The 26,814-nt window shown below is 68.4% G+C and carries 30 protein-coding genes; 16 read left to right on the top strand and 14 right to left on the bottom strand.

Translation table 11 applies throughout. The features are described 5' to 3' along the window. Positions 1–94 precede the first annotated feature (94 nt). The 12 genes from EOW65_RS13630 to cysE all read left to right on the top strand — a co-directional run bounded on the left by EOW65_RS13630 (position 95) and on the right by cysE (position 9,879). Positions 95–688 carry a head-tail connector protein gene (locus EOW65_RS13630; protein ID WP_128150317.1) on the top strand — a complete coding sequence of 198 codons (594 nt, stop codon included), beginning with the start codon at positions 95–97 and terminating at the stop codon, positions 686–688. Next, positions 685–1,023 (top strand): head-tail adaptor protein, encoded by a 339-nt coding sequence (locus EOW65_RS13625; RefSeq protein ID WP_128150315.1) that lies wholly within the window; start codon positions 685–687, stop codon positions 1,021–1,023. The genes EOW65_RS13630 and EOW65_RS13625 overlap by 4 nt, the downstream gene beginning before the upstream one ends. Continuing rightward, a complete protein-coding gene (locus tag EOW65_RS13620) occupies positions 1,020–1,427 on the top strand; it encodes a DUF3168 domain-containing protein (protein WP_128150313.1) in 408 nt (135 codons plus the stop codon). Before EOW65_RS13625 ends, EOW65_RS13620 begins: the two co-directional genes overlap by 4 nt. A gap of 45 nt (positions 1,428–1,472) precedes the next feature. Then, positions 1,473–1,886, top strand: a complete 414-nt coding sequence (locus tag EOW65_RS13615) for a phage major tail protein, TP901-1 family (RefSeq protein WP_128150311.1) — start codon at positions 1,473–1,475, stop codon at positions 1,884–1,886. Continuing rightward, positions 1,886–2,206: a gene transfer agent family protein gene (locus EOW65_RS13610; RefSeq protein ID WP_128150309.1), complete on the top strand. Its 321-nt coding sequence runs from the start codon at positions 1,886–1,888 to the stop codon at positions 2,204–2,206. Before EOW65_RS13615 ends, EOW65_RS13610 begins: the two co-directional genes overlap by 1 nt. Continuing rightward, positions 2,203–2,433 (top strand): rcc01693 family protein, encoded by a 231-nt coding sequence (locus EOW65_RS13605; RefSeq protein WP_276319604.1) that lies wholly within the window; start codon positions 2,203–2,205, stop codon positions 2,431–2,433. The genes EOW65_RS13610 and EOW65_RS13605 overlap by 4 nt, the downstream gene beginning before the upstream one ends. Next, positions 2,420–3,070 carry a phage tail tape measure protein gene (locus EOW65_RS13600; RefSeq protein WP_128150307.1) on the top strand — a complete coding sequence of 217 codons (651 nt, stop codon included), beginning with the start codon at positions 2,420–2,422 and terminating at the stop codon, positions 3,068–3,070. Before EOW65_RS13605 ends, EOW65_RS13600 begins: the two co-directional genes overlap by 14 nt. An 11-nt stretch (positions 3,071–3,081) precedes the next feature. Continuing rightward, positions 3,082–3,714 carry a DUF2460 domain-containing protein gene (locus EOW65_RS13595; protein ID WP_128150305.1) on the top strand — a complete coding sequence of 211 codons (633 nt, stop codon included), beginning with the start codon at positions 3,082–3,084 and terminating at the stop codon, positions 3,712–3,714. Continuing rightward, positions 3,714–4,604, top strand: a complete 891-nt coding sequence (locus EOW65_RS13590) for a DUF2163 domain-containing protein (RefSeq protein ID WP_128150303.1) — start codon at positions 3,714–3,716, stop codon at positions 4,602–4,604. Before EOW65_RS13595 ends, EOW65_RS13590 begins: the two co-directional genes overlap by 1 nt. After that, positions 4,601–5,056, top strand: coding sequence for a C40 family peptidase (locus EOW65_RS13585; protein ID WP_128150301.1), 456 nt, complete (start codon positions 4,601–4,603; stop codon positions 5,054–5,056). The genes EOW65_RS13590 and EOW65_RS13585 overlap by 4 nt, the downstream gene beginning before the upstream one ends. Continuing rightward, the gene (locus tag EOW65_RS13580) at positions 5,056–8,973 is read left to right on the top strand and encodes a baseplate multidomain protein megatron (protein WP_128150300.1); all 3,918 of its coding nucleotides are present in this window, start codon (positions 5,056–5,058) and stop codon (positions 8,971–8,973) included. The genes EOW65_RS13585 and EOW65_RS13580 overlap by 1 nt, the downstream gene beginning before the upstream one ends. 87 nt (positions 8,974–9,060) lie before the next feature. Further along, a complete protein-coding gene (gene cysE, locus EOW65_RS13575) occupies positions 9,061–9,879 on the top strand; it encodes a serine O-acetyltransferase (RefSeq protein ID WP_128150297.1) in 819 nt (272 codons plus the stop codon). Between the two features lie 41 nt (positions 9,880–9,920). On the opposite strand, the gene EOW65_RS13570 is transcribed toward cysE, so the two are convergent. The 8 genes from EOW65_RS13570 to EOW65_RS13535 all read right to left on the bottom strand — a co-directional run bounded on the left by EOW65_RS13570 (position 9,921) and on the right by EOW65_RS13535 (position 17,295). Then, a complete protein-coding gene (locus EOW65_RS13570) occupies positions 9,921–10,256 on the bottom strand; it encodes a carboxymuconolactone decarboxylase family protein (RefSeq protein ID WP_128150295.1) in 336 nt (111 codons plus the stop codon). 125 nt (positions 10,257–10,381) lie between these two features. Further along, entirely contained in the window at positions 10,382–11,662 is a 1,281-nt protein-coding gene (locus EOW65_RS13565) for a pyruvate dehydrogenase complex dihydrolipoamide acetyltransferase (RefSeq protein WP_128150294.1), read from the bottom strand. Continuing rightward, on the bottom strand, positions 11,652–12,023 hold the full coding sequence (locus EOW65_RS13560) for a hypothetical protein (protein WP_128150292.1): 372 nt from the start codon (positions 12,021–12,023) through the stop codon (positions 11,652–11,654). The genes EOW65_RS13565 and EOW65_RS13560 overlap by 11 nt, the downstream gene beginning before the upstream one ends. Before the next feature lie 17 nt (positions 12,024–12,040). Further along, entirely contained in the window at positions 12,041–13,408 is a 1,368-nt protein-coding gene (locus EOW65_RS13555; RefSeq protein ID WP_128150290.1) for a pyruvate dehydrogenase complex E1 component subunit beta, read from the bottom strand. A gap of 12 nt (positions 13,409–13,420) precedes the next feature. After that, the gene (gene pdhA / locus EOW65_RS13550; RefSeq protein ID WP_128150288.1) at positions 13,421–14,425 is read right to left on the bottom strand and encodes a pyruvate dehydrogenase (acetyl-transferring) E1 component subunit alpha; all 1,005 of its coding nucleotides are present in this window, start codon (positions 14,423–14,425) and stop codon (positions 13,421–13,423) included. Between the two features lie 135 nt (positions 14,426–14,560). Continuing rightward, positions 14,561–14,857: an FtsB family cell division protein gene (locus tag EOW65_RS13545; RefSeq protein WP_128150286.1), complete on the bottom strand. Its 297-nt coding sequence runs from the start codon at positions 14,855–14,857 to the stop codon at positions 14,561–14,563. A 220-nt stretch (positions 14,858–15,077) separates the two neighbouring features. Then, complete coding sequence (locus EOW65_RS13540) at positions 15,078–15,968, bottom strand: fructose bisphosphate aldolase (RefSeq protein ID WP_128150284.1); 891 nt, start codon at positions 15,966–15,968, stop codon at positions 15,078–15,080. Between the two features lie 136 nt (positions 15,969–16,104). Beyond that, positions 16,105–17,295 (bottom strand): phosphoglycerate kinase, encoded by a 1,191-nt coding sequence (locus EOW65_RS13535; protein WP_128150283.1) that lies wholly within the window; start codon positions 17,293–17,295, stop codon positions 16,105–16,107. Positions 17,296–17,457: 162 nt separating this feature from the next. On the opposite strand from EOW65_RS13535, the gene EOW65_RS13530 reads away from it, so the two are divergent. Then, entirely contained in the window at positions 17,458–17,970 is a 513-nt protein-coding gene (locus tag EOW65_RS13530) for a peptidylprolyl isomerase (RefSeq protein WP_121534173.1), read from the top strand. Beyond that, entirely contained in the window at positions 17,957–18,544 is a 588-nt protein-coding gene (locus EOW65_RS13525) for a peptidylprolyl isomerase (protein ID WP_128150281.1), read from the top strand. Before EOW65_RS13530 ends, EOW65_RS13525 begins: the two co-directional genes overlap by 14 nt. A gap of 138 nt (positions 18,545–18,682) precedes the next feature. Here EOW65_RS13525 and tyrS read toward each other — a convergent pair whose 3' ends face one another. Beyond that, complete coding sequence (gene tyrS, locus EOW65_RS13520; protein ID WP_128150279.1) at positions 18,683–19,933, bottom strand: tyrosine--tRNA ligase; 1,251 nt, start codon at positions 19,931–19,933, stop codon at positions 18,683–18,685. A gap of 61 nt (positions 19,934–19,994) precedes the next feature. Here tyrS and EOW65_RS13515 point away from each other — a divergent pair, with 61 nt between their 5' ends. Next, positions 19,995–21,104 (top strand): anhydro-N-acetylmuramic acid kinase, encoded by a 1,110-nt coding sequence (locus tag EOW65_RS13515; RefSeq protein ID WP_128150277.1) that lies wholly within the window; start codon positions 19,995–19,997, stop codon positions 21,102–21,104. A gap of 120 nt (positions 21,105–21,224) precedes the next feature. After that, positions 21,225–21,668 (top strand): DUF4405 domain-containing protein, encoded by a 444-nt coding sequence (locus tag EOW65_RS13510; RefSeq protein ID WP_128150275.1) that lies wholly within the window; start codon positions 21,225–21,227, stop codon positions 21,666–21,668. Here the strand turns inward: EOW65_RS13510 and EOW65_RS13505 are convergent, their stop codons facing one another. The 5 genes from EOW65_RS13505 to EOW65_RS13485 all read right to left on the bottom strand — a co-directional run bounded on the left by EOW65_RS13505 (position 21,669) and on the right by EOW65_RS13485 (position 26,755). After that, positions 21,669–22,097, bottom strand: coding sequence for a cupin domain-containing protein (locus EOW65_RS13505; RefSeq protein WP_128150273.1), 429 nt, complete (start codon positions 22,095–22,097; stop codon positions 21,669–21,671). It abuts the gene before it with no gap. A 126-nt stretch (positions 22,098–22,223) separates the two neighbouring features. Continuing rightward, positions 22,224–23,498, bottom strand: coding sequence for a phosphopyruvate hydratase (eno, locus tag EOW65_RS13500; protein WP_128150271.1), 1,275 nt, complete (start codon positions 23,496–23,498; stop codon positions 22,224–22,226). An 87-nt stretch (positions 23,499–23,585) separates the two neighbouring features. Then, the gene (locus EOW65_RS13495; protein WP_128150269.1) at positions 23,586–24,482 is read right to left on the bottom strand and encodes a DMT family transporter; all 897 of its coding nucleotides are present in this window, start codon (positions 24,480–24,482) and stop codon (positions 23,586–23,588) included. A 105-nt stretch (positions 24,483–24,587) separates the two neighbouring features. Beyond that, complete coding sequence (locus tag EOW65_RS13490; protein ID WP_128150267.1) at positions 24,588–25,289, bottom strand: endonuclease/exonuclease/phosphatase family protein; 702 nt, start codon at positions 25,287–25,289, stop codon at positions 24,588–24,590. A 38-nt stretch (positions 25,290–25,327) separates the two neighbouring features. Further along, on the bottom strand, positions 25,328–26,755 hold the full coding sequence (locus EOW65_RS13485) for a protein adenylyltransferase SelO (RefSeq protein ID WP_128150264.1): 1,428 nt from the start codon (positions 26,753–26,755) through the stop codon (positions 25,328–25,330). Between the last annotated feature and the right edge of the window lie 59 nt (positions 26,756–26,814).

The raw sequence follows: 26,814 nt of genomic DNA, 5'->3' as shown, positions 1-26,814 counted from the left end.
GCTCCCTCCGTCCGAGCGACGGCGGGAGGCCCGCGCCCGAACGCCCCCCGCGCCGCGTGCGCGGGGGGCGGCCAGCGACTTTCGGAGAGATGCGATGATGCTGAAGGAACTGACGGCGGTGGCGCAGGCGGCGCTGCCGGTGGCGCAATTCCGCGACCACCTGCGGCTTGGCAGCGGCTTTGACGACACGGGTGCCGAGGATGCGGCGCTGGTGGCTTATCTGCGGGCGGCAATCGCGGCGATCGAGGGGCGGACGGCGAAGGTGCTTCTGGCGCATGACTTCCGTCTGGTGCTGCCGGGCTGGCGCGATGCCGAAAGCGTGCCCTTGCCGGTGGCGCCGGTGAGCGCGGTGGCCGGGGTGCGGCTGATCGACCGCGCGGGCACCGAGACGATGCTGTCCGCCACGCGCTGGCGGTTGGTCGAGGATCTGGCGCGGCCGCGGCTCGAGGCTGTGGGCGGGGCGCTGCCCGCGGTGCCGGTGGCGGGTACGGCCGAGATCGACTTCACCGCGGGCTTCGGGGGCTGGGCGGATCTGCCGGTCGATCTGGCGCAGGCGGTTTTTCTGCTCGCGGCGCAGTATTTCGAGCTGCGCCACGACGGCGCTGGCGAGGCGAGCGCGATGCCCTTCGGGGTGATGGCGCTGATCGAGCGCTGGCGCACGGTGCGGGTTCTGGGGGGGCGGGGATGAGCGTGCCGCGGTTGAACCGGCCGCTCGTTCTTGAGGCGCCGACCCGTGCCGAGGATGGCGCGGGCGGCTTTGTCGCGGGCTGGAGCCCGCTTGGCACGCTTTGGGCCGAGATGCGCGCGGGGACCGGGCAAGCGCGGGCGGGCGAGGCGCTGGCGCTTGGGGCAACGCCCTGGACGATCGTGGTGCGTGCGGCGCCCGCGGGATCGCCGCGCCGGCCCGAGGCCGGGCAGCGCTTTCGCGAGGGGGTGCGGATCTTCGCGATCCTGGCGGTTGCCGAGGCGGACCCGGGCGCGCGCTATCTGACCTGTTTTGCCCGAGAGGAGGTGGCGAGATGAGCTATGGCGTGGCGGCCGCGCTGCAGGGCGCGGTCTATCAGGCATTGTGCGACGACGCGGCGCTGGCGGCGCTTGTCGGCAGTGCGATCCATGACGCGGCGCCGAGTGGCACGCCCACGGGAACCTGGGTGAGCCTCGGCCCCGAGGAGGCGCGCGATGCCTCGGACAAGAGCGGCGGCGCGGCGCTGCATGACTTCATCGTCTCGGTCATCAGTGATGCGGCGGGCTTTGCCGGGGCGAAGGAGGCTGCGGCGGCGGTTTCGGACGTGCTGGTCGACGCGCCGCTTGTGCTCACGCGCGGGCGGCTGGTCGGGCTGTGGTTCCTGCGGGCGCGGGCGGCACGGGCGGCACAGGGGACGTTGCGGCGCATCGATCTGACCTTTCGCGCCCGGGTGGAGACCTGAGCGGGCCGTCCGGTCCGTGGTAATTTCAGCAATCGGAGAGAGAAAATGGCGGCACAGAACGGCAAGGACCTTCTGATCAAGCTCGACCTGACCGGGGCGGGCGCGTTCGAGACCATCGCGGGGCTGCGCGCGACGCGGATCAGCTTCAACGCCGAGACGGTCGACGTGACCTCGCTGGAAAGTCAGGGCGGCTGGCGTGAGCTTCTGGGCGGAGCGGGCGTGCGTTCGGCCGCGATCAGCGGCTCGGGCGTGTTTCGCGACGCGGCGACGGATGAGCGCGCGCGGCAGATCTTCTTCGACGGCGAGGCGCCGGACTTCCAGGTCATCATCCCGGATTTCGGCATCGTCGAGGGGCCGTTCATGATCGCCTCGATCGACTATGCGGGCAGTCATAATGGCGAGGCGACCTATGAGTTGAGCCTCGCCTCGGCCGGGGCGCTGAGCTTTACGGCGCTGTGATGGCGAACCCCTGGGCGGGAGAGGTCGAGGTCGTGCTCGACGGCGAGCGGCGGGTGGCGAAGCTGACGCTTGGGGCGCTGGCCGAGCTCGAGGCGGAGCTGGGCGGCGGCACGATGCTCGACCTTGTGCGGCGCTTCGAGAGCGGGGCGTTTTCCACCCGCGACGTGCTGGCGCTTGTGGTCGCGGGGCTGCGCGGCGGCGGTTGGGACGGGCGGACAGAGGATCTGCGCACGGTCGAGATCGGCGGCGGCCCGGTGGCCGCGGCGCGGATCGCGGCGGAGTTGCTTGCCCGCGCCTTCACCGTGCCGGGGGCATCGTGAGCGAGGGCGGGCTCGACTGGGCTGGGTTGATGCGGGCGGGGCTGCGCGGGCTCGGCCTGCGCCCGTACGAGTTTTGGGCGCTGACCCCGGCTGAGCTTGCGCTGATGCTGGGCGAGGGCGCGGCGCGGGCGCCGCTGACGCGGGCGGGGCTGGCGGCGCTTGCCGCGCGCTGGCCGGACGCGCCGGCAGGACCGAAACATCGGGAGGATGCAGATGGACGGGTTTGATGCGCTGAGTGCGCAGGCGGCCGATCTCGAGCGTAACCTTGGCGGGGCCGAGGCGGTGGCGGCGAGCTTTGGCGGCGAGCTTTTGCGGATGCGCGAAAGCATGGTCTTCACCGGGCGCGAGGTCTCGACCCTGTCGAGCAGCATCGGGCGCGGGCTGCGGCGCGCCTTCGACGGGCTGATCTTCGACGGGATGAAGCTGTCGGATGCGCTGAGCGAGGTGGCACAGACGATCTCGGCCAGCGCCTATTCGATTGCGATGCGGCCGGTGCAGAACGCGCTTGGCTCGGCGATTGCCGAGGGGGTGAACGGGCTGCTGAGCGGGCTTCTGCCCTTCGCGAATGGCGCGGCCTTCAGCCAGGGGCGGGTGATGCCCTTCGCCAAGGGCGGCGTGGTGAGCAGCCCCGTTTCCTTCCCGATGCGGGGTGGCGCCGGGCTGATGGGCGAGGCCGGGCCCGAGGCGATCTTGCCGCTCGCCCGCGGTGCGGACGGGCGGCTTGGCGTGCAGGCGGGCGGCGGGCGCACGGTCAACGTGGTGATGAACGTGACCACGCCCGATGTCGCGGGCTTTGCCCGCAGCCAGAGCCAGATCGCCGCGCAGATCAACCGGGCGCTCGCGCGCGGCAGCCGCAACAGCTGAGGGAGGGGAGGATGGCCTTTCACGAGATCCGTTTCCCCGCGAACCTGAGCTTCGGCTCGGTCGGCGGGCCCGAGCGGCGCACCGAGATCGTCACGCTGGCGAACGGCTTCGAGGAGCGCAACACCCCCTGGGCGCATTCGCGCCGGCGCTATGATGCGGGGGTGGGGCTGCGCAGCCTCGATGACGTCGAGCGGCTGATCGCCTTTTTCGAGGCGCGGGCCGGGCAGTTGCACGGCTTTCGCTGGAAGGACTGGGCCGATTACAAGAGTTGTCCGGCCTCGCGCGCGCCGCGGTTCGAGGACCAACTGATCGGCACCGGCGACGGGGTGACCACGGCCTTCGGGCTGAAGAAGACCTACAGCTCGGGCGGTGTCGACTATGTGCGGCCGATCACCAAGCCGGTGGCGGGGACGGTCGTCGTCGGGGTGCAGGGCGACAGCCAGGCCGAAGCGGTGCATTTCGAGATCGACACCGCCACCGGCATCGTCACCTTCTTCGACCCGCCGGCCGAGGGGGTGCGGGTGACCGCGGGCTTCGAGTTCGACGTGCCGGTGCGGTTCGACACCGACACGATCCAGGTCTCGGTGCAGTCGTTCCGGGCGGGCGACCTGCCGCAGGTGCCGGTGCTGGAGGTGCGGATCTGATGGCCTATTCCGAGGAGCTGAAGGCGCATCTTGCGGGCGGCGCGACGACGATGGCGCGGGCCTGGGCGATCGTGCGCCGGGACGGGCGGGTGCTGGGCTTCACCGATCACGACCGGCCGCTCGCCTTTGAGGGCATCACCTTCGAGCCCGGCAGTGGCATGACGGCGAAGGCGCTGGTGCAGGGCACGGGGCTTTCGGTCGACAACAGCGAGGGGGCTGGTGCGCTGAGTTCGGAGGCGATCACGGAGGGCGATCTGCTGGCCGGGCGCTATGACGGGGCCGAGGTGCGGGCCTGGATCGTCGACTGGGCGGATGTGGCGATCCGGGCCGAGACCTTTCGCGGCACGATCGGCGAGGTGACGCGGGGGGCGGGCGCCTTCAGTGCCGAGCTGCGCGGGCTGACCGAGGCGCTGTCGGCCGAGCGCGGGCGGATCTATCACCCGCGCTGTTCGGCGGTGCTGGGGGATGCGTTCTGCCGCTTCGATCTGGAGAGGAACGGCTACGGGCTCGAGATCGCCGCCGAGGAGGTCGAGGACGGGCGGGTGTTCCGCTTTGCCGCGGTCGCGGGCTTCGAGGACCGCTGGTTCGAGAAGGGGCGCTTTCGCGTGCTGAGCGGGGCGGCGGCGGGGCTTCTTGGCGTGATCAAGAACGACCGGGTTCAGGGCAGCGGTGCGCGGGTGGTCGAGCTGTGGCAGGGGCTGGGCGCCGAGGTCGCGGCGGGGGACCTTGTGCGGCTGGATGCGGGCTGCGACCGGCGTGCCGACACCTGTCGGCTGAAATTCGACAATTTCAGGAATTTCAGGGGATTTCCGCATCTTCCCGGCGGGGACTGGCTGCTGTCCTATCCGGTCGAGGGGGGCGGCAACGACGGTGGGAGCCTGTTCCGATGAGCGTGGGAGAGCGGGCGGTTCTGATCGCGCGGCGCTGGATCGGCACGCCCTATCTGCATCAGGCCTCGGTCGAGGGGGCGGGCAGCGATTGCCTTGGCCTTTTGCGCGGGATCTGGCGCGAGCTTTACGGGGGCGAGCCGGAACCTGTGCCGCCCTATACGCCCGACTGGTCGGAGCCTGTGCGCGAGGAGCGGCTTTGGGCTGCGGCGCGGCGGCATCTGATCGCGGTCTCGGAAGAGGCGGGCAGCCTGCCCGAGCTGCCGGGAGAGGTGATCCTGTTCCGGCTGCGCGCGGGCGGCGTGGCCAAGCATCTGGGCATCGCGGCCAGGGGCGGGGCGGGGGCGAGCTTCGTGCATGCCTACAGCGGCCACGGGGTGATCGAGAGCCCGCTGTCGCGCCCCTGGGCGCGGCGGATCGTGGCGCGGTTTCAGTTTTCTGAGGGAGGCCTCTGATGGCGACACTGTTGCTTTCCGCGGCGGGCGGGCTGGTCGGGGCGGGGTTCGGCGGCACGATTGCCGGCCTGTCGGGCGCGGTGATCGGGCGGGCGATCGGAGCGACGCTCGGACAGGTGATCGACCAGCGGCTGCTGGGGATCGGATCGCAGCGGGTGGAGACCGGGCGGGTCGATCGGCTGCGGCTGTCGAGTGCGGGCGAGGGAGAGCCGGTCGGTCGGGTCTGGGGGCGGATGCGGGTTGCCGGACAGGTGATCTGGGCCACCCGCTTCTTCGAGACGAAGGCAACGAAGAAACGCGGCAAGGGCGCGCCGAAGGTCACATCGACCAGCTACAGCTATTCGGTGAGCCTGGCGATTGCGTTGTGTGAGGGCGAGATCCTGCGCGTGGGCCGGGTCTGGGCGGACGGGATCGAGATCGAGCCGGGCAACCTGTCCATGCGCGTCAACAATGGTTCCGAGGATCAGCTGCCCGATCCGAAGATCGAGGCGGTGGAGGGGACGGGAGAGGCACCGGCCTATCGTGGCATCGCCTATGTCGTCTTCGAGGATCTGGAGCTGTCGCCCTATGGCAACCGGGTGCCGCAGTTCTCCTTCGAGGTGGTGCGGCCGGCGCAGGGCGCTTTGATCGACACGGTGCCCGATCTTGTGCGGGGGCTGCGGGCGGTGGCGATGATCCCGGGCACCGGCGAATATGCACTGGCGACGACGCCCGTCTATCAGAAAGCGGGCACCGGGGCGGGTGCGGTGACCGAGGTGGTCAACCAGAACGCGCCGGGTGGGGGCACTGATTTTTCGCAGGCGCTGACCGCGCTCGACGAGGAATTGCCGGGCTGCGAGGCGGTCTCGCTGGTCGTGTCCTGGTTCGGCAGCGACCTGCGCTGCGGCGACTGTGCGGTGCGTCCGAAGGTCGCCGATGCCTCGGTCGAGGGGACGGCGATGCGCTGGCAGGTCTCGGGCGCCTTCCGCGCCGATGTCGAGGTGGTGCCGCGCACCGATGACGCGTCGATCTATGGCGGCACTCCGGCCGATGCCGCGGTGATCGAGGCGATCGTGGCCTTGCGGGCGGCGGGCAAGGCAGTGACCTTCTATCCCTTCATCCTGATGGATCAGACCGCGGGTAACACGCTGCAAAACCCCTGGGATGGGGCCGAGAGCCAGCCGGTCCTGCCCTGGCGCGGGCGGATCACCCTGTCGGTCGCGCCGGGGCGCGCGGGTAGCCCGGATCGCAGCCTTGCCGCCGAGGCAGAGGTGGCGGCCTTCTTCGGCGCTGCGCAGCCCGGCGATTTCGTCCCGGGCACCGGCACGGTCGAGTATACGGGGCCGGCGGAATGGTCGATGCGCCGCTTCATCCTGCATTATGCGCATCTGTGCGCGATGGCGGGCGGGGTCGAGGCCTTCTGCATCGGCACCGAGATGGTGGCGCTGAACCAGATCCGCGGGGCGGGAGACAGCTTCCCGGCGGTGGCCGCCTTTCGCACGCTCGCCGCCGAGGTGCGGGCGATCCTCGGGCCTGGCTGCAAGATCAGCTATGCCGCCGACTGGTCGGAATATGCGGGTTATGCCCCGGGCAATGGCGACCGCTATTTTCACCTCGATCCGCTCTGGGCCGACGAGAATGTGGATTTCATCGGCATCGACAATTACATGCCGTTGTCGGACTGGCGCGACGGCGAGGCGCATCTCGATGCCCATTGGGGCGCGATCTATGCGCTTGACTACCTGAAGGCCAATGTTGCCGGTGGCGAGGGGTTCGACTGGTATTATGCCGCCGACGAGCACCGTGCGGCGCAGATCCGGACGCCGATCACCGATGGTGCGCATGACGAGCCCTGGATCTGGCGGGTGAAGGATATTCGCGGCTGGTGGGAAAACGCCCATCACGAGCGGGTGGACGGCCTGCGCAGCGCCACGGCGACCGCCTGGGTGCCGGGCTCGAAACCTGTCTGGTTCACCGAGATGGGCTGTGCCGCGATCGACAAGGGCACGAACCAGCCCAACAAGTTCCTCGACCCGAAAAGTTCGGAATCGCGCCTGCCCCATTTCTCGGACGGGCGTCGCGACGAGCTGATCCAGATGCAATACCTGCGCGCCATGGTCAGCTATTGGGGCGAGGCGGCGCACAACCCGGTCTCTGAGCTTTACGGCGGGCCGATGGTCAACATGCGCCGCGCCCATGTTTGGGCCTGGGACAGCCGACCATATCCGGCCTTTCCGGGACGCGCCGATCTTTGGGCCGATGCCGAGAATTACGCGCGCGGGCACTGGATTTCCGGCCGCGCGGTGGCGCAGCCGCTGGCAAATGTGGTGGCCGAGATCTGCGAAAGCGCAGGGGTGAGGGCGATCGACGTCGGCGGGCTTTACGGGCTTGTGCGCGGTTTTGCACCGGGGGGCGGCGAAAGCGGGCGGGCGATGCTGCAGTCGCTGATGCTCGCCTATGGCTTCGAGGCGCTTGAGCGCGACGGGCGGCTTGTGTTCCGGATGCGCGACGGGCGGGTGGCGGCCGAGCTTGACCACGATGCGTTGGCCCTCGGCGAGGAGAGCGACGCGGTGATCGAGACGAGACGTGCGCCCGAGGCCGAGATGGCGGGGCGGGTGCGGCTGACCTATGTCGAGGCGGATGGCGGTTTCGAGGTTGCGGTGGCCGAGGCGCTGTTTCCCGACGAGGAGGATGGCGCGGTCTCGGGATCGGAGCTGTCGCTCGCGCTCACCCGGGCACAGGCACAGGGGCTTGCCGAGCGCTGGCTTGCCGAGGCGCGGGTGGCGCGCGACGGGGCGCGGTTTTCGCTGCCGCCCTCGCTCGGCCATCTGGGCGCGGGGGACGTCGTGGCGCTCGAGACGCCCGAGGGGGCGCGGCGTTACCGGCTCGACCGGCTGGAACAGGCGGGCGCGATTGCGGTTGAGGCGGTGCGGGTGGAGCCCGCGATCTATCAGCCCTCGGACGAGGTTGAGGAGCGGGTGGTTCCGCGTCCCTTCGCTGCGCCCGTGCCGGTGACGCCGGTCTTTCTCGACCTGCCGCTGATGACGGGGATGGAAGATCCTCAGGCTCCGCATCTGGCGGTGACCGCGACGCCCTGGCCCGGCACCGTTGCCGTCTATTCCTCGATCGAGGACGAGGGCTATGCGCTCAACACGACGCTTTCCGCGCGTGCGGTGATCGGCGAGACGTTGAGCGCGCTGCCCGCGGCAGGACCGGGGCTGTGGGACCGGGGGGCGCCCTTGCGGGTGCGGATGGTCGGCGGCGATCTCGAGTCGGTCAGTGTCGCGCGGCTGCTGTCCGGTGCGAACCTGCTGGCGATCGGCGATGGCAGCGCCGAGGGTTGGGAGCTTTTGCAGTTCGCCACGGCGATGCCGGTTCTGACCAATACCTGGGACCTGTCGCTGCGGTTGCGCGGGAAGCTCGGCACCGATGCGCTGATGCCCGAGGTCTGGCCCGCCGGCAGCTCGGTGGTGCTGCTGGACGAGGCGCCCGAACAGATCCAGCTCGCCGCCTCGGCCCGGGGGCTGGCGCGGCACTACCGGATCGGATCGGCGCGGCGCGGCTATGACGACCCGTCCTATGTGCACGAGGTGCTGGCCTTTCGCGGCGCGGGGCTGCGCCCGCTCAGCCCGTGCCATCTGCGCGCGGGGCGCGGGGGGGCGGGCTGGGATCTGAGCTGGGTGCGCCGCACCCGGATCGACGGCGACAGCTGGGACGGCTACGAGGTGCCGCTGGGTGAGGCCTCGGAACTGTATCTGGTGCGGGTGATCGAGGGCACGACCGTGCGCCGGGAGGCCACGGTGAGCACGCCGGCCTGGAGCTACAGCCTGGCGCAGGCGGTGGCGGACGGGATCACGGGGCCCTTTGCCATCGAGGTGATGCAGATCTCGGATGTGTTCGGCCCCGGGCTTTCGGCGCGGATCGTGCTTGCGCCCTGACGCTGCGGGCTTTTCTCCGGGCCGGCCTTCCCCTATGTGTGGTCGGGCCTATGTGATAGGCTTGCCCGAAAGCGAAGGAGCTTGGTCATGGCGGAAATGCGCGCGAAGGTGACGGCGGTCGATCCGGTCTGGACCCGGATCTGCGACGAGGCGCGGGATGCCGTGCGCGACGAGCCGCTTCTGGGCGCGCTGATCCACGCGGGGCTTCTGCATCACCCGACGATGGAACGGGCGCTTGCCTATCGCTTTTCGCTGAAGCTTGCCTCGGGCGAGATGAGCGAGCAGATCCTGCGCGAGATCGCCGACGAGGCCTATGGCGCAGACCCGGGGCTGGGCGGTGCGGCGCGCGCCGATCTGGTGGCGGTCTATGACCGTGACCCGGCCTGCCACCGCTTCCTGCAGCCGATCCTGTTCTTCAAGGGCTATCAGGCGCTTCAGGCCTATCGGATTTCGCATTGGCTGTGGCGGCAGGGGCGGCGCGACATGTCCTATTTCGTGCAGATGCGCACCTCCGAAATGTTCGGCGTCGACATCCATCCGGCGGCCCGGATCGGCAAGGGCGTGATGATCGACCACGCCCATTCGATCGTGATCGGCGAGACCGCTGTGGTGGGTGACAATGTCTCGATGCTCCATTCGGTGACGCTTGGCGGCACCGGCAAGGAGGAGGAGGACCGCCACCCGAAGATCGGCAACGGCGTGCTGATCGGCGCGGGGGCGAAGGTGCTGGGCAACATCCGCATCGGCGACAACAGCCGCATCGCTGCGGGCTCGGTGGTGCTGAACGACGTGCCCTGCTGCAAGACCGTCGCCGGCGTGCCGGCGAAGATCGTCGGTGAGGCCGGCTGCGACCAGCCCGCGGTGCGGATGGATCAGCAGCTGAAGAACTGCAACTGCGAGGGCTGAGGCCCAGGAGCGAGGCCGGGCGACGCCCGGCCCCTCGGATCTCAGGCAGACAGTTGGTCATAGGCCTCGAGCGCCTTGACCCCGTACATCAGCGACGGCCCGCCGCCCATCAGCACGCTGACGTTCACCGTTTCCTCGATCTCGGCCCGGTTCGCGCCCGCCGCGATGCAGGCCTGCACATGCAGCCCGATGCAATAGCTGCATTGCCGGGCGATGCCGATGGCCAGCGCGATCAGCTCCTTTTCCTTGGTCGAGAGCGCGCCCGGCGCAAGCGAGGCGCCATGCAGCGCGCCGAAGCCCTGATACGAGGCTTCCTGGCACTTCGCGTAATCCCCCATCTCGGCCTTGATGGTCGCAATTTCCGCTTTCCAGTCCATGACGTTTCCTTTCCGAAGGAGTGCATCCAAATGCAACCCTAGCGGCCGGGATCGTGGTGCGCCTTGAGGCAAAACAAAAAGCCCCCCGGAAACGGGGGGCCTTTCGTCATTTCTGGGTGCGGGGCTCAGGCCAGCATCGCGATCGGGTTCTCGAGGTTCTCGACGATCGCCGCCAAGAGTTGCGAGCCAAGCGCCCCGTCGATCACCCGGTGATCGACCGACAGCGTCATCGACATCATCGTCGCCACCTCGATCTCGCCCGTGTCCGTCACCACCGGCTTGCGCACGCCCGCACCGACGGCCAGGATCGCACCATGCGGCGGGTTGATCACCGCGTCGAAATTCTCGATCCCGAACATGCCGAGATTCGAGATCGCGAAGCTGCCGCCCTGGTATTCCTGCGGCGCGAGCTTGCGGTCGCGGGCGCGTTTCGCCAGGTCCTTCATCTGCTCCGACAGTTTCGAGAGCGACGTCGCCTCGGCGTCGAACAGCACCGGGGTGAAGAGCCCGCCCTCGATCGCCACGGCCACCGCGACATCCGAGGCCTTCATCTTCAGGATCCGGTCGCCCGCCCAGACGGCATTCGCATCCGGCACCGCCTGCAGCGCCAGCGCGCAGGCCTTGATGATGAAGTCGTTGACCGACAGCTTCACGCCCCGGCCCTCGAGCTTCTTGTTCAGCTCCGAACGGAAGGCGAGCAGGTCGTCGATCCGTGCGGCACGGCGCAGGTAGAAATGCGGGATCGTCTGCTTCGCCTCGGTCAGGCGCGCGGCGATGGTGCGGCGCATGCCGTCGAGCGTGACCTCCTCATAGGCGCGGCCCTCGTAGAGCTTCGCCACCGCGCCCGCCGAGACGGCCGGCGCCGCCGGGGCAGGGGCCGCCGGGGCTGCAGCCGGGGCCGGGGCCTTGGGCGCGGCGGTTGCGGCCTCGACATCGGCCTTGACGATCCGTCCGTGCGGGCCCGAGCCCGAAAGGGTCGCAAGGTCAAGGCCCTTGTCGGCGGCGATGCGGCGGGCGAGCGGCGAGGCGAAGATGCGCTTGCCGGTCGCGAGCGGCGCCGCCGGAGCAGGTGCCGCCACCGGGGCAGGGGCCGCGGCCGGAGCCGCTGCCACCGGCGCGGCGGCCGGAGCGGCCTTCGCCGCGGGCAGCGCATCGGCGCTTTCGCCCTCTTCCAGCAGCACGGCGATCGGGGTGTTCACCTTCACGCCGGCCGTGCCCTCGGCCACGAGGATCTTGCCGAGGATGCCTTCATCCACGGCCTCGAATTCCATCGTCGCCTTGTCGGTCTCGATCTCGGCGAGGATGTCGCCCGACTTGACCGCGTCGCCTTCCTTCTTCAGCCATTTGGCCAGAGTGCCTTCCTCCATCGTCGGAGAAAGCGCGGGCATCAGGATTTCAGTTGCCATTGGAGGATCCTCCCGTTTTGGCGCAATCCGAAGCGGGGTGGTAGCGCCAGCAATAGTTTTCGATTTCATTCAGCCGCCCATCGCGAAAGTCGAACACGATCTGGCCCGGGCCTTGCCACGCGACGATCTGATCGCCGTTGTCGAAGCTCTCGATGGATGATGCGGCGAGCATATCCGCTATTTCGGCCCGGGAGGTACCGGCGAGCTCGTGCAAGGCGATCCGGCGCAGCAGATCGCTCTCGCTCTGCGCACCGTTGATGACGCTGTGCAGATCTGTCGCCAAAAGGCTCTGGTCCAGTTCCCCGATCCCGCGTGTGAGCAAAAACGCTCCCCCTGCGCCCAGCAAAAGCCCGCCGAACATGTACCCCCAACTCGCCATCAGCGGTAGCAGACAGACTTCGCCGCCGCGACGACATCGTCCGACGTCGCGAGCGCCAGTTTCTCGAGGTTCGCCGCATAGGGCATCGGCACATCCTTGCCGGTCACGTTGATCACCGGCGCGTCGAGATAGTCGAAGGCGCGCTCCATGATCACCGCCGACAGGTGGTTGCCGATCGCACCGACGGGCCAGCCCTCTTCCACGGTGACGCAGCGGTTGGTCTTCATCACCGAAGCCAGCACCGTGTCGTAATCAAGCGGACGCAGCGTGCGCAGGTCGATCACCTCGGCCGCGATCCCCTCGGCAGCGAGCTTCTCGGCCGCCTCGAGCGTGTGGCTCATGCCGATGCCGAAGCTGACGAGTGTGACATCCGTGCCCTCGCGCCAGATCCGCGCCTTGCCGAAGGGGATGGTGAAGTCCTCGAGGTCGGGCACCTCGAAGCTGCGGCCATACATGATCTCGTTCTCGAGGAAGACGACCGGGTTCGGATCGCGGATCGCGGTCTTCAGCAGGCCCTTCGCATCGGCCGCCGAGTAGGGCATCACCACCTTGAGGCCCGGGATCATCGCATACCAGGCGGCATAGTCCTGGCTGTGCTGGGCGCCGACGCGCGCGGCCGCGCCGTTCGGGCCGCGGAACACGATCGGGCAGCCCATCTGGCCGCCGGACATGTAGAGCGTCTTCGCCGCCGAGTTGATGATGTGGTCGACCGCCTGCATAGCGAAGTTGAAGGTCATGAACTCGACGATCGGGCGCAACCCGCCCATGGCCGCGCCCACGGCGATGCCGGTGAAGCCGTATTCGGTGATCGGCGTGTCGATCACCCGCTTCTCGCCGAACTCGTCCAGAAGCCCCTGGCTGATCTTGTAGGCGCCCTGGTATTCCGCGACTTCCTCGCCCATCAGATAGACGTTCTCGTCGGCGCGCATCTCTTCGGCCATCGCCTCGCGCAGCGCCTCGCGCACCGTCATCGTCTTCATCGGCGTGCCTTCGGGCCAGTCGGCCGAGGCCTTCGAGACCGGCGCCGCGGGCGCCTCGGCGGGCGCAGCGGCCACGGCCGCGACCGGGGCAGGGGCGGCGGCTGCCGGGGCGGCGGCGCTTTGCACCGCGTCGGCCGCGCTTTCGCCGTCCTCGGCCAGCACCGCGATCGGGGTGTTCACCTTCACGCCGGCCGTGCCCTCGGGTACCAGGATCTTCGCGATCGTGCCCTCGTCCACCGCCTCGAATTCCATCGTCGCCTTGTCGGTCTCGATCTCGGCGAGGATCTGGCCGGAGGTGACGGTGTCACCCTCCTTGACCAGCCATTTCGCAAGCGTGCCCTCTTCCATCGTCGGAGAGAGCGCGGGCATCAGGATGTCGGTTGCCATTGTCAGTCTCCCTCAGGCGTAGATGTCGGTCCAGAGCTCGCTCAGCGCGGGCTCGGGGCTTTCCTTGGAGAATTCGGCGGCGTCGCTGACGGTCGCCTTGATCTCCTTGTCGATCGCCTTCAGGTCATCTTCGGTCGCATGCCCGCCCGAGATCAGCAACTCGCGCACGTGCTCGATCGCGTCGCGCTCCTCGCGGATCTTCTGCACCTCTTCGCGGGTGCGGTATTTCGCCGGGTCCGACATCGAGTGGCCGCGATAGCGATAGGTCATCATCTCGAGGATGTAGGGGCCGTTGCCGGCGCGGCAGTGCGCCACCGCCTTCTCGCCCGCCGCCTTCACCGCCAGCACGTCCATGCCGTCGACCTGTTCGCCCGGGATGCCGAAGGCCACGCCGCGGCCAAAAAGCGTCGTCGACTTGGTCGAGCGCTTGACTGAGGTGCCCATGGCATATTGGTTGTTCTCGATCACGAAGACCACCGGCAGGCTCCACAGCTCGGCCATGTTGTAGGTCTCGTAGACCTGGCCCTGGTTCGCCGCGCCGTCGCCGAAATAGGCGAAGGTGACGTTGTCATTGCCCTTGTACTTGTCCGAGAAGGCCAGCCCCGCGCCGATCGGCACCTGCGCGCCGACGATGCCGTGGCCGCCGTAGAAGTGCTTCTCCTTCGAGAACATGTGCATCGAGCCGCCCTTGCCGCGGCTGTAGCCGCCCTCGCGCCCGGTCAGCTCGGCCATCACGCCCTTCGGGTCCATGCCGCAGGCCAGCATGTGGCCGTGGTCGCGGTACGAGGTGACGCGCTTGTCGCCCTCCTTCGCCGCCGCCTCGAGCCCGACGACGACCGCCTCCTGGCCGATGTAGAGATGGCAGAACCCGCCGATCAGCCCCATGCCATAGAGCTGGCCCGCCTTCTCCTCGAACCGGCGGATCAGCAGCATTTCGCGGTAATATTTCAGAAGATCGTCCTTCGAGACATTGGCGCCGTCTACCGCGGCCGTCTCGGGGGTCTTGCGAGTTGCCATCCGGCTTCCTCCCCTGCGCAGAAAATAGTTCAACGTTAAACCATTTCATACAGCAAGGCGGATGGGGATGCAATCGCACATGCGTCAGCCCGGCCCGCAGGCGGGTGCATGGCAGTGCTCGGAAAAGGGGGAGGTTCAGCGGATGACGATCTCGTCGCGGCGCACGGTGCCCAGCACCTCACGCGCGCGTTCGTCGAGAAGGTCGAGGTCGAGATAATCGTCCGACAGCCGATGCGTCAGGTTGGCCATCCGCTCGGCCTCGGCGCGCAAGGCGTCGCGCTCGGTGGTCATCTGGTCGATCTCGGCGTCGATCTGCACCCGGCGGAAGATGCCGTAGGAGCCCTGCACCGCGGCAAAGGTGAAATAGAGGCCGAGCACGACGGCGATCGAGAAGAAGATGAAAGGCCCGACGGCGGGGCGTTTGTGAAACATGCTGCTGCCTCTGTCCCCCGGGGTGCCCCGGCGCATCCGCCTCTTGTCGGGCGATCCATCAATCATGCCACAGCCGCTGCCGATTGTGAATCCCCGAAAGGTGGGGAAAGGCTTGCTTTTTCTGACCTGTCTGGCCGGGTGCGGCGAAAACGAAACGGGCTCCCAAAAGGGAGCCCGGCCGGTGCCGCGGGGCGACACGACGTGTTGCCGCAGGCAGAGATCAGGCGATCGAGGCCTTGTAGATGCTGTCGATCGCCGCGCCGAGCGCCGCATCGAATTCCGCATCCGACTGCTGCGCGCTCAGCCCCTCGGTCAGCGCACGGCTGAACGAGGCAATCATGCCGTCGTTCTGCGCGAGGATCCGGTTCGCCTCGTCGCGCGGATAGCCGCCCGACAGTGCCACGACCTTCAGCACCTTCGGGTGATCGACCAGCGGCTTGTAGAAGTTCGGGATCGTCGGCAGGCTCAGCTTCAGCATCACCGTCTTGCCGTCCTCGAGCCCCTCGAGCTGTTCGAGGATCGCCTCAAGCAGGATCGCCTCGGCATCGGCCTTGTCGGCGATCGAGATCGTCACTTCCGGCTCGATGATCGGCATCAGACCGTGCGCGATGACGGTCTTGCCCAGTTCGAACTGCTGCGCCACGACCTCACGGATGCCCTCGACATTCGCCGCCGAGATCACCGAGCGTTCCTTGGTGCCGAAGATGCCGGCAGCGGCGGCGCGGTCGAGCAGCGCCTCGAGCCCCGGGATCGGCTTCAGCATCTGGCAGCCCTTGGCCTCGGCCTCGAGCCCCTTATCGATCTTCAGGAAGGGCACGACGCCGCGCTTTTCCCACAGGAAGGTGGCGGTCGGCAGACCGTCGATGGTGCGGTCCATGGTCTGTTCGAACAGGATCGCGCCGATCACCTTCTCGCCGGTGAAGGCGGGCGACTTGATGATCCGCGAGCGCATCGCGTGGATCATGTCGTACATCTCGGTCTCGTTCGAATAGGCGTCCTCGTCCACGCCATAGAGTTTCAGCGCCTTCGGCGTCGAGCCGCCCGACTGGTCGAGCGCGGCGATGAAACCCTGCCCCTTCTTCATCTGTTCGAGCATTTTCGCGTTCGCCATCATGGTCTCCATGCAAGCTGGTTGCGCCGGTCCCCCGGCCTTGGTCCCCGGATAACCCCTTGTCCCCCTTCGCGCAATTCTGAGAACGCTAACAGGGGCCCAGACAGGGGAAGGGCGGCCCGAAGGCCGCCCCCTGTCATTTCATCAGTGCCGCAACGCCGGGCAGTTCCTTGCCTTCCATCCATTCGAGGAAGGCCCCGCCGGCGGTCGAGATATAGCTGAAATCGGCGGCGACGCCGGCCTTGTTCAGTGCCGCGACGGTGTCGCCGCCACCCGCGACCGACACCAGCGCGCCGGCCTTGGTCAGCTCGGCGGCCTTTTTCGCCGCTGCATTCGTCGCGGTGTCGAAGGGCGCGATCTCGAAGGCGCCGAGCGGGCCGTTCCAGATCAGCGTCTTCGAGGCCTCGAAGACCTTGCAGATTTCCTCGACCGCCTTCGGGCCGGCATCGAGGATCATCGCATCGGCGGGGCAGGCATCGGCCGCCACCACCTCGTTCTCGGCGCCCGCCTTGAACTCGCGCGCCACCACCACGTCGGCGGGCAACACCACGCGGCAGCCGGCATCGGAGGCCTTGGCGAGAATCGCCTTCGCGGTCTCGGCCATATCATGCTCGGCGAGCGACTTGCCCACGTCGATGCCCTGTGCGACGAGGAAGGTGTTCGCCATGCCGCCGCCGATCACCAGATATTCGACCTTGCTCACCAGATTGCCGAGCAGGTCGAGCTTGGTCGAGACCTTGGCACCGCCGACCACCGCCGTCACCGGCCGCACCGGGGTGCCGAGCGCCGCCTCGAGCGCCTTCAGCTCGGCCTCCATCAGCCGGCCCGCAGCCGAGGGCAGGATATGCGCCACGCCCTCGGTCGAACTGTGCGCACGGTGCGCGGCCGAGAAGGCATCGTTCACATAGACCTGGCCAAGCGCCGCCATCGCCGCGCTGAGTTCGGGGTCGTTCTTCTCCTCGCCGGCATGGAAGCGGGTGTTCTCGAGCAGCACCACCTCGCCCGGCTGCATCGCGGCCACGGCCTTCTTCGCCGGCGTGCCGATGCAGTCCTCGGCGAAGATTACATGCACGCCAAGCGCCTTTTCCAGTGACGGCACAAGCGGGCGCAGGCTCATCTCCGGCACGACCTGTCCCTTCGGGCGGCCGAAATGGGCCAGAAGCACCGGCTTGCCGCCCTTGGCGAGGATGTCCTTCACCGTGGGCACGATCTTCTCGATCCGCGTCGCATCGGTCACCACACCGTTCTCGACCGGCACGTTGATATCGACGCGCACCAGCACGACCTTGCCCGCAAGGTCGATCTCGTCGAGGGTTTTCCAGGCCATTTCACTCTCCTCATTGCGCGACCGGCGAAGGACCATCCGCCGATGCTGCTCACGCAAACTTGCCCCGCCGTGACGGGGCCGTCAACGGCCTCTGGCGCTTTGCTCTTTTCTTGGGCGGGGCTCCTGCGTAAGGTCGCGCCAAACATTCGAGGAGGACCAGCGATGGCCGAGATCAAAGACCCCGAAAACACCATCATCATGACGCTCAAGGATGGCGATGTCGTGATCGAGCTGATGCCCGAGATCGCGCCGAAGCACGCCGAGCGGATGAAGCAGCTTGCCCGCGACGGCGCCTATGACAACGTCGCCTTCCACCGCGTCATCGAGGGCTTCATGGCGCAGACCGGCGATGTCGAGAACGCCAACATGGAAAAGGACTACAACCCCCGCCGCGCCGGCACGGGTGGCTCGCAGTATCCGGACCTGCCCGCCGAATTCTCGCGCATCCCGCATGATCGCGGCACGCTCGGCGCCGCGCGCTCGATGAACCCGAACTCGGCCAACTCGCAGTTCTTCATCAACTTCTCCGACAACCACTTCCTGAACGGTCAGTACACCGTCTATGGCCGGGTGATCTCGGGGATGGAATTCGTCGACAAGATCATGCGCGGCGAGCCGCCGGCGAACCCCGACCGGATGATCAAGGTGAAGGTCGCCGCCGATGCTGACGCGTAAGCTCTTCCTTGCCGGGGCGTTCTGCCTCGGCGCCACCGTGGCGCTCGCTCAGGACGGCACCACCGTTCCCGACGGCCCGGGCCCGAATCTGGTGCTCGAGATCGGCGGCTCGGTCAGCGGCAAGGTGGTGATCGACCTGCTGCCCGACGTCGCGCCGAAGCATGTCGAGCGGATCGTCAGGCTGGCGAACGAACACGCCTATGACGACGTGGTCTTCCACCGGGTGATCGACGGCTTCATGGCGCAGACCGGCGACGTGCAGTTCGGCAAGCGCGGCGCGGACACCTCGATGGCGGGGATGGGCGGCTCGAAATACCCGGATCTTCCGGCGGAATTCTCGAACCGCTCCTTCACCCGCGGCATGGTCGGCATGGCGCGCTCGGCGAACCCGGATTCGGCGAATTCGCAGTTCTTCGTGATGTTCGCCCCGGCGCCGCATCTGGATGGCCAATACACGATCGTCGGTCATGTCGTCTCCGGCATGGAGGTGATCGACCGGCTGAAGAAGGGCAATCCGGCGCAGAACGGCCTCGTCGAGGACCCGGACTACATCGTCTCGGCGACGATCGAGTGAGGCCGGGCGGGGGCGCTGCCCCCGCACCCCCGAGGTATTTGTGGCAAGATGAAAGAGAAAGGGCGCTCCGATCGGGGCGCCCTTGGTTTTTCCGGGTCGAGATAGGCCGGGGGCCGGGGCGGCGCTCCCGGGCTGTCCTCAGGCAAGCGTGACGAGGGCGTGGCGCTTCTTGCCCGCGCTCAGCTTCACCGGCTCGGCGAGATCGGCGGCGTGGAACATCCGCCCCGCATCGACGCAGGTCTCGTCGTTGACCTTCAGCCCGCCTTCGGAAATCAGCCGCTTGCCGTCCTTGCCGGTCTTCGCGAGCCCCGTGCGCAGCACGAGCTGCGCAAGGCTGATGCCGTCGGCGACCTCGGCGGCGTTGAGGGCCAGCGTCGGCAGATCCTCGCCCACGCCGCCCTTCTCGAAGACCTCGCGCGCGGTGGCCTCGGCCGCGGCAGCCGCCTCGGCGCCATGGAGCAGCGTCGTCACCTCGTTCGCGAGGATGATCTTCGCGCCGTTGATCTCGGCCCCGCCAAGCGCGCCGAGCCGCTCGCAGTCCTCGACCGGCAGGTCGGTGTAGAGCTTGAGGAACCGCCCCACATCCGCGTCGGTGGTGTTGCGCCAGAACTGCCAGAATTCGTAAGGCGAGAGCATCTGGTCATTCAGCCAGATCGCACCGCCCTGCGACTTGCCCATCTTGCGCCCGTCCGAGGTGGTCAGAAGCGGCGTCGTCAGGCCGAAGATCTCGCGGTCGAGCACCCGGCGCGTCAGGTCGATGCCGTTGACGATATTGCCCCACTGGTCAGAGCCGCCCATCTGCAGCAGACAGCCATAGCGGCGGTTCAGCTCGAGGAAGTCATAGGCCTGCAGGATCATGTAGTTGAATTCGAGGAAGCTGAGCGACTGCTCGCGATCGAGCCGCGACTTCACCGATTCGAACGACAGCATCCGGTTCACCGAGAAGTGCCGCCCGATGTCGCGCAGGAAATCAAGATAGTTCAGGCTGTCGAGCCACTCGGCGTTGTTGCGCATCATCGCGCCGTTCGCCTCGTCGCGGTAGTCGAGGTAGCGCGCGAAGACGCGCTGCATGCCGGCGATGTTCTCGTCGATCTTCTCGGGCGTCAGCAGCGGCCGCTCTTCCGAGCGGAAGGAGGGGTCGCCCACCTTGGTGGTGCCGCCGCCCATCAGCGTGATCGGCTTGTTGCCGGTCTTCTGGAACCAGCGCAGCAGCATGATGTTGAGCAGATGGCCCACGTGCAGCGACGCCGCGGTGGCGTCATAGCCGATATAGGCGGTGACCATCCCCTTCGTCAGTGCCGCGTCGAGTTCCTGGAGATCGGTGCAATCCGCCAGGAAGCCACGCTCGATGATGATGCGGAGGAAGTCCGATCGGGGATGGTAGGTCATCGTGCTTGTCCCTATTCTACACGTCCTGCCGTATATCCGGCAGGCAGCCAAAGGGGAAGCCATGTTGAAGCCGGGGCCGGTCTGGGCGGCGGGAACGATGTCGGGAACCTCGCTCGACGGGGTCGATGCGGCGATGGTGCTGACCGACGGTGTGCGCATTCTCGATTTCGGCCGCACCGAGTATCGCCCCTATTCCGAGACCGAGCAGGAGGTGCTGCGCGCGGCCCTTGGCCTGTGGCCGGGCGAGCCCGGGGTGGAGGCCGCGGCCGAGGTCGTCGAGACCGCGCATGCCGAGCTCTTGGCGGGCATGGTCGACGCCCGGGTGATCGGATTTCACGGCCAGACGCTCGCGCATGACCCGCAGGGGATCGGCGGGGTGCGGCGCACGCATCAGGCGGGCTCGGGGCGGGTGCTGTCCGAGGTGCTGGGCCGGCCGGTGGTGTGGGATTTCCGCTCGACGGATGTCGAACTCGGCGGGCAGGGCGCGCCGCTCGTTCCGTTTTTCCATTTCGCCGCGGCGCAATGGGCGGGGCTGTCGGCGCCGGTCGCGTTTCTGAATCTGGGCGGCGTGGCCAATGTCACCTGGCTTGACCCGCGCGCGGCGGGGCCCGAGGTGGCGGGGGCGCTTCTTGCCTTCGACACCGGCCCGGCGAATGCGCCGATCAACGATCTTGTCCATGCCCGGCTTGGCGGGGCGCGCGACGAGGGCGGTGCGCTCGCGCTTGCGGGCCGCGCCGATATGGATCTGGTCGAGCGATTCCTCGCCCATCCGTTCTTTCTGCGTATCCCGCCGAAGTCTCTGGATCGCAACGAATTTCCAGATCTTCTGAAATCTGTGGATGGCCTTTCCGACGCCGATGCCGCGGCAACGCTCACCGCGGCGGCGGCGGCCGCCGTCGCCCGCGGCTTCGAGCATTTCCCCGAACCGCCCGCGGCGCTTTATGTCGCCGGCGGCGGCCGGATGAACGCGGCGCTGATGGTCGAGCTGGCCCGGCGGCTGAATTGCCCCGTCGCCCCGGTCGAGGATCTCGGCCTCGATGGCGACATGCTCGAGGCGCAGGCCTTCGCCTATCTCGCGGTGCGGGTGGCGCGCGGTCTGCCGACCTCGGGACCGAGTACCACGGGGGTCGCGGCGCTGGTCGGCGGCGGCCAGCTCAGCGCGCCGAGCTGAGTGCCGGCGCCGGGAGTGTTGCCCCGACGCGGCAATTCTCCGATCCGCGTTGATCTGGCGCATCGCGCGCCGCGCCGATCCGTGGCAGACTTGCTTTCACCCAATTCGGGAGGATGTGCGATGCAGGATGGCTCCGATCCTTGCCCTACGCCGGCCGCCCGCGCCGCGGCACGTTTCTCCGTGCGTGCCGCGGCGGTCTTTCTGGTGGGGCTGGCGTTTCTGGCGATGGTGCTGTCGGGTGTGGTGCTGGTCATCGCGCCTTCGGGGCGGATTGCCGGCACGCTCGACTGGTCCGTTCTCGGCTTGTCGCGGCCCGGATGGGAGCGGTTGCACCTGACGACGGGGCTGCTCTTCCTCGGTGCGGGGCTGTGGCACATCGTGCTGCATTGGCCGGTGATCGCGCATCTGCTGTGGTCGGCCGCGGCACGCAGCCTGTGCCACCGGCGCGAGCTGGCCCTGGCCGTGGCGGGGCTCGCCCTCGTGATCGCGGTTTCGGCGCTTGACTGGCCGCCGGCAAGCTGGCTCGAGACCCTGTCGCGCTGGTTCCGCCGCGAGGTCTGGTGATCAGCGCCCGATCTCGAAGCCGGGCGGGGCAAGCTCGAAGCCCTCGAAGCGAAAGCCCGGGCTGACGGTGCAGCCAACGAGCGTCCAGGCTCCGGTCGAGCGCGCCGCCTGCCAGTGGCCGGCGGGCACGATGCGCTGCGGCGCCTCGCCCGCAAGCACGTCGGGGCCAAGGCGGGTGTCGCGCGCAGGGCCGGTGTCTTCGGCCGCGATCGACAGGATCAGTGGCGCTCCGGCGTGGAAATGCCAGATCTCGGCCGCATCGACCCGGTGCCAGTGGCTGCGCTCGCCGGCGCGCAGCAGGAACAGGATCGCTGTACCCGCGGCGCGCGCCTGCGGCCCCGCCTCGGCGATCCAGGTCTGCCGGTACCAGCCCCCCTCGGGATGGGGTGCCAGCCCGAGCGCTGCGATGATCCGCTCTGCCTCGTCCATGCCGTCCTCCTGCCTTTCCCTGGTCGAAATACTCCCGCCGGAGGCGAGAAAGTCAAAGAAAACCCCGCCGGAAGCGTATGCCGCCGGCGGGGATGCGTATTTTTCCAAGGAAAAGCGGAAGGCCGCTTACTTCAGGATCGAGCGGCCGGCGTATTCGGCGGTTTCGCCCAGCATTTCCTCGATACGGATCAGCTGGTTGTATTTTGCGAGCCGGTCGGAGCGGGCGAGCGAGCCGGTCTTGATCTGGCCGCAGTTGGTGGCGACGGCGAGGTCGGCGATGGTCGCGTCCTCGGTCTCGCCCGAGCGGTGCGACATCACGTTGGTGTAGCCTGCGCGATGCGCCATGTCGACGGCGGCGAGGGTCTCGGTGAGCGAGCCGATCTGGTTCACCTTGACCAGCATCGAGTTCGCGACGCCGGCCTTGATGCCGCGGGCAAGGCGCTCGGGGTTGGTCACGAAGAGGTCGTCGCCGACCAGCTGCACCTTCTTGCCGAGCGTGTCGGTGAGCAGCTTCCAGCCCTCCCAGTCGTCCTCGGCGCAGCCGTCCTCGATCGAGATGATCGGGTAGTCGTTCACCAGCTTTTCAAGCCAGGCGACGTTCTCGGCCGAGCTCAGGCTCAGGCCTTCGCCCTTCATCTCGTATTTGCCGCCCTTGTAATATTCGGTCGAGGCGCAATCCATCGCCAGATAGATGTCCTCGCCGGGCTTGTAGCCGGCCTTCTCGATCGACTTCAGCACGAAATCGAGCGCGTCACGGGTCGAGGCGAGCATCGGCGCAAAGCCGCCCTCGTCGCCAAGACCGGTCGACAGACCCGCTGCCGAAAGCTCCTTCTTCAGCGTGTGGAACACTTCCGAGCCCATCCGCACCGCGTCACGGATGTTGCCGGCCGAGACCGGCATGATCATGAATTCCTGCACGTCGATCGGGTTGTCGGCATGCTCGCCGCCGTTGATGATGTTCATCATCGGCACCGGCAGGATGCGCGCCGAGGTGCCGCCGACATAGCGGTAGAGCGGCTGCATGGTGAAATCGGCCGCGGCCTTGGCGCAGGCGAGCGAGACGCCGAGGATGGCGTTCGCGCCGAGCCGGCCCTTGTTGGGCGTGCCGTCGAGCTCGATCATCATGGTGTCGATGGCGACCTGTTCGGTCACGTCCTCGCCGACGAGGTTCTCGGCGATCTCGCCGTTCACCGCCATCACGGCTTCCAGAACGCCCTTGCCCATGTAGCGCGCCTTGTCGCCGTCGCGGCGTTCGACCGCCTCGTGCGCGCCGGTCGAGGCGCCCGAGGGAACCGCGGCGCGGCCCATCGTGCCGTCTTCGAGGATCACGTCGACCTCGACGGTCGGGTTGCCGCGGCTGTCGAGAATCTCGCGCGCGTGGATGTCGATGATCGTGCTCATGTCGGTGCCCTCACTGGGTGGCTGAAGTCGGCTTCTCTATAGCCCGCGCCGGCGCGTCCGAAAAGCGCCGAGTGGGTGAATTCGGCGTCACCGCGGCATGTTAGCGACGAAAGCGGCGTTTGCGCGCCGGCGCGCCGCCTCGCGCCAGAGCGTGTAAAGCCCCGAGGCCACGATCACCGCGCCGCCGATCAGCGTGGCCGGGCCCGGCGGTTCGCGGAACACCACCCAGCCGATCGCCACGGCAAAGATCAGCCGGGTGTAGCGGAAGGGGGTGATGAAGGACATCTCGCCGATCCGCACCGAGGCGATCAGCATGTAATAGGCGGCGGCGCCGAACAGGGTCGCGCCGACGATCATCGCCCAGTGCAGCGCGCTCATCGCCACGAGGGCATCGCCCAGCACCCACAGCATGATCGGCCCCGCCGGCACGATCGCGGCAAAGCCCCAGGTGGCGAGTTGCAGCGAGGTGACGCCGCGCCCGATGCGCCGGGTGATGAGGTCGCGCGCCGAGATCCAGATCACCGAGATCACCGACAGAAGCGACAGCACGGAAAAGCCCGTGGTGCCGGGCTGGATCACGATCATCACCCCGGCGAAGCCCGTGCCGATCGCCAGCCAGCGTCGCCAGCCGACCGTCTCCTTCAGGAACAGCGCCGCGCCCAGCGTGACTGCGAGCGGCGCCGCCTGCTGGATCGCCGAGGCCTGGGCGAGGGGGGTGAAGGCGATGGCGCTGATGTAGAACATCGTCGCGACGAACTCGGACAGGCTGCGCCAGATCACCGGGCCGGTCAGCAGGCGGCGGGTGAAGGGGTTTTCCCCGCGGGCAAGCGCCGCCGCCGCGAAGATCGCGGCGCCAAGCGCGCCGAGCACGATCATCATCTGGCCGACCGGCAGTTCCGCCGTCAGCCGTTTCATGAACATGTCCTCGAGCGCGAAGCCGAGCATTGCGCCCACCATCAGCAGGCTGCCGCGAAGGTTTTCCATTGAGAGTTCCCACTTCGGCGGAGCCGTCCGCCTGCCGCCCCTGTGCCGCAACCGCCGCCGGCCGTCCAGCGCGCGATTGTGTGGCGCACAATCGCGCCGCGTCACTCAGACCTGCAACCCCTCGACATCGGCCCAGATCGGCAGGTGATCCGAGGCGCGCCGGGCGAGCGGGCTGTCGAACACCCCCATCCGCAGCACCCGCAGCCCCGGCGTCGTCACCAGCCGGTCGAGCCGGCCGAGCGGCGCGCGCGAGGGGTAGGTGGCGCCCGGCGCATGGATGTCGAGGCCGGTCAGCGCCTCGAAGCCGCGCTTCGACGACCATTCGTTGAAATCGCCGATGGCAAGTGCGGGGCCGGGCCCGTCGCGGCCGAGCTCGCGCGCGATGCGGGCCCATTGCGCGCGCCGGTCGGTGCGGCGCAGGCCCAGATGCGCGGCGATCAGCACGAAGGGATCGGCACCGCTGCGGGCAAGCGTCAGGCGCAGCGCGCCGCGCGGTTCGAGCCCCGGCAGCGCGATCCCCTCGGTCTCGAGGATCCGGGTGCCGCGGCGCACCAGCACCGTCTGGCCGTGCCAGCCAAGGCTTTCCGGCCCGGTGCGCGGCAGATCGGCGGGGCGGAAATCGGTCTCGGCCTCGATGAGCTTCGCGGGCAGCGCCGCGGGCCGCTCGCCCAGCCGAAGGTCCACCTCCTGCAGCGCCACGACATCGGCCGAGAGCGCGTTGATCACGCTCAGCACCCGCTCCGGGTCGCGCTGCCCGTCGGTGCCGACGCATTTGTGCGTGTTGTAGGAGGCGATGCGCAGGCTCATGCGAAATCTTTGTCTGGCAATGGGTTGATCGGTGACGTTCAGGTGCCGCAGAAGGTCCGGTGCACGATCTCGTGGGGCCGCGGCGCGGCTTCGAGATCGGCATATTCCGGGGGCGCGGCGAAGGGATCGGCCAGCGCCGCCGACAGCCGCGTGAAGGGGGAAAGGTCGCCCTCGACCGCCGCCACGATCGCCTCCTCGATGCGGTGATTGCGCGGAATGCGCACCGGGTTCGCCGCCGCCATCACCGCCTGCGGATCGGCCTCGCGCGCCAGCCGCGCCTGCCAGTCGGGCGCCCAGGTGTCGAAAGCGAGCGGCTCGGCGAATTCGGAGCGCGCGGTGCCGGTGACGAGGCCGCGGAAGCTGCGGGTGAAATCGGCGCGCTCGCTCGCCATCCGGCCCAGCAGCGACTCGATCAGCGGCTGATCCTCGGGCGTTGCGGCGGCCAGACCGATCTTGCGGCCGAAGCGCGCCAGCCATTCGGCCTGATAGAGCGGCACGAAACCGTTCACCGCCTCGGTCGCGGCCTCGATCGCCGCCTCGCGCGCGCCCATCAGCGGCAGCAGGCAGGTGGCGAGTTGCGCCAGATTCCACACCGCGATCTGCGGCTGGTTGGCATAGGCATAGCGGCCATACTGGTCGATCGAGGAGAACACCGTCGAGGGGTGATAGGCATCCATGAAGGCGCAGGGGCCATAATCGATCGTCTCGCCCGAGACCGCCATGTTGTCGGTGTTCATCACGCCGTGGATGAAGCCGAGCGCCATCCAGGCGGCGATCAGCCGCGCCTGCGCCGCGACGACCGCGCGCAGCAACTCAAGCGGCCCCCGGACCTCGGGATAATGCCGCGCGATCACCTGATCGGCGAGCAGCGAGAGGCCCTCGGTATCGCCGCGCGCGGCGAAATACTGGAAGGTGCCGACGCGGATATGGCTCGCCGCTACGCGGGTCAGCACCGCACCCGGCCGCCCCATCGCATCGCGCACCACGACCTCGCCGGTCGCCACCGCGGCGAGCGCCCGCGTCGTCGGCACGCCAAGCGCCGCCATCGCCTCGCTCACCAGATATTCGCGCAGCACCGGGCCGAGCCAGGCCCGCCCGTCGCCGCGCCGCGAGAAGGGCGTCTGCCCGGCGCCCTTCAGTTGCAGATCAAAGCGCGCCCCGTCCGGCGCCACGATCTCGCCCAGAAGCACCGCGCGGCCATCGCCAAGGGTCGGCACCCAGCCCCCGAACTGATGCCCGGCATAGGCCTGGGCAAGCGGCGCGGCCCCCGCGGGCACGGCATTGCCCGCAAGCATCGCGACGCCCTCGGGCGTGGCCAGCGCCTCGGGGGCAAGGCCAAGGCGCAAGGCAAGATCGCGGTTCAGCGCCAGCAGCGCCGGCGCGCGCACCGGCGCCGGGTCGAGCCGCGCGAAGAAACGCTCGGGCAGGCGGGCATAGGAATTGTCGAAGGGCAGGGTCATCGTCATCCCTCTGATCTGCGCCGCCGCCCGCCGGGGTCAAGCCCCGCGCGCGCGGAGTTGAAGGC

Source organism: Paenirhodobacter ferrireducens (genome assembly GCF_004022265.1).
Taxonomy (GTDB): Bacteria; Pseudomonadota; Alphaproteobacteria; order Rhodobacterales; family Rhodobacteraceae; genus Rhodobacter; species Rhodobacter ferrireducens.
The sequence above is the reverse complement of the archived record's forward strand: the minus strand, read 5'-3'. Positions and strand labels throughout refer to the sequence as shown.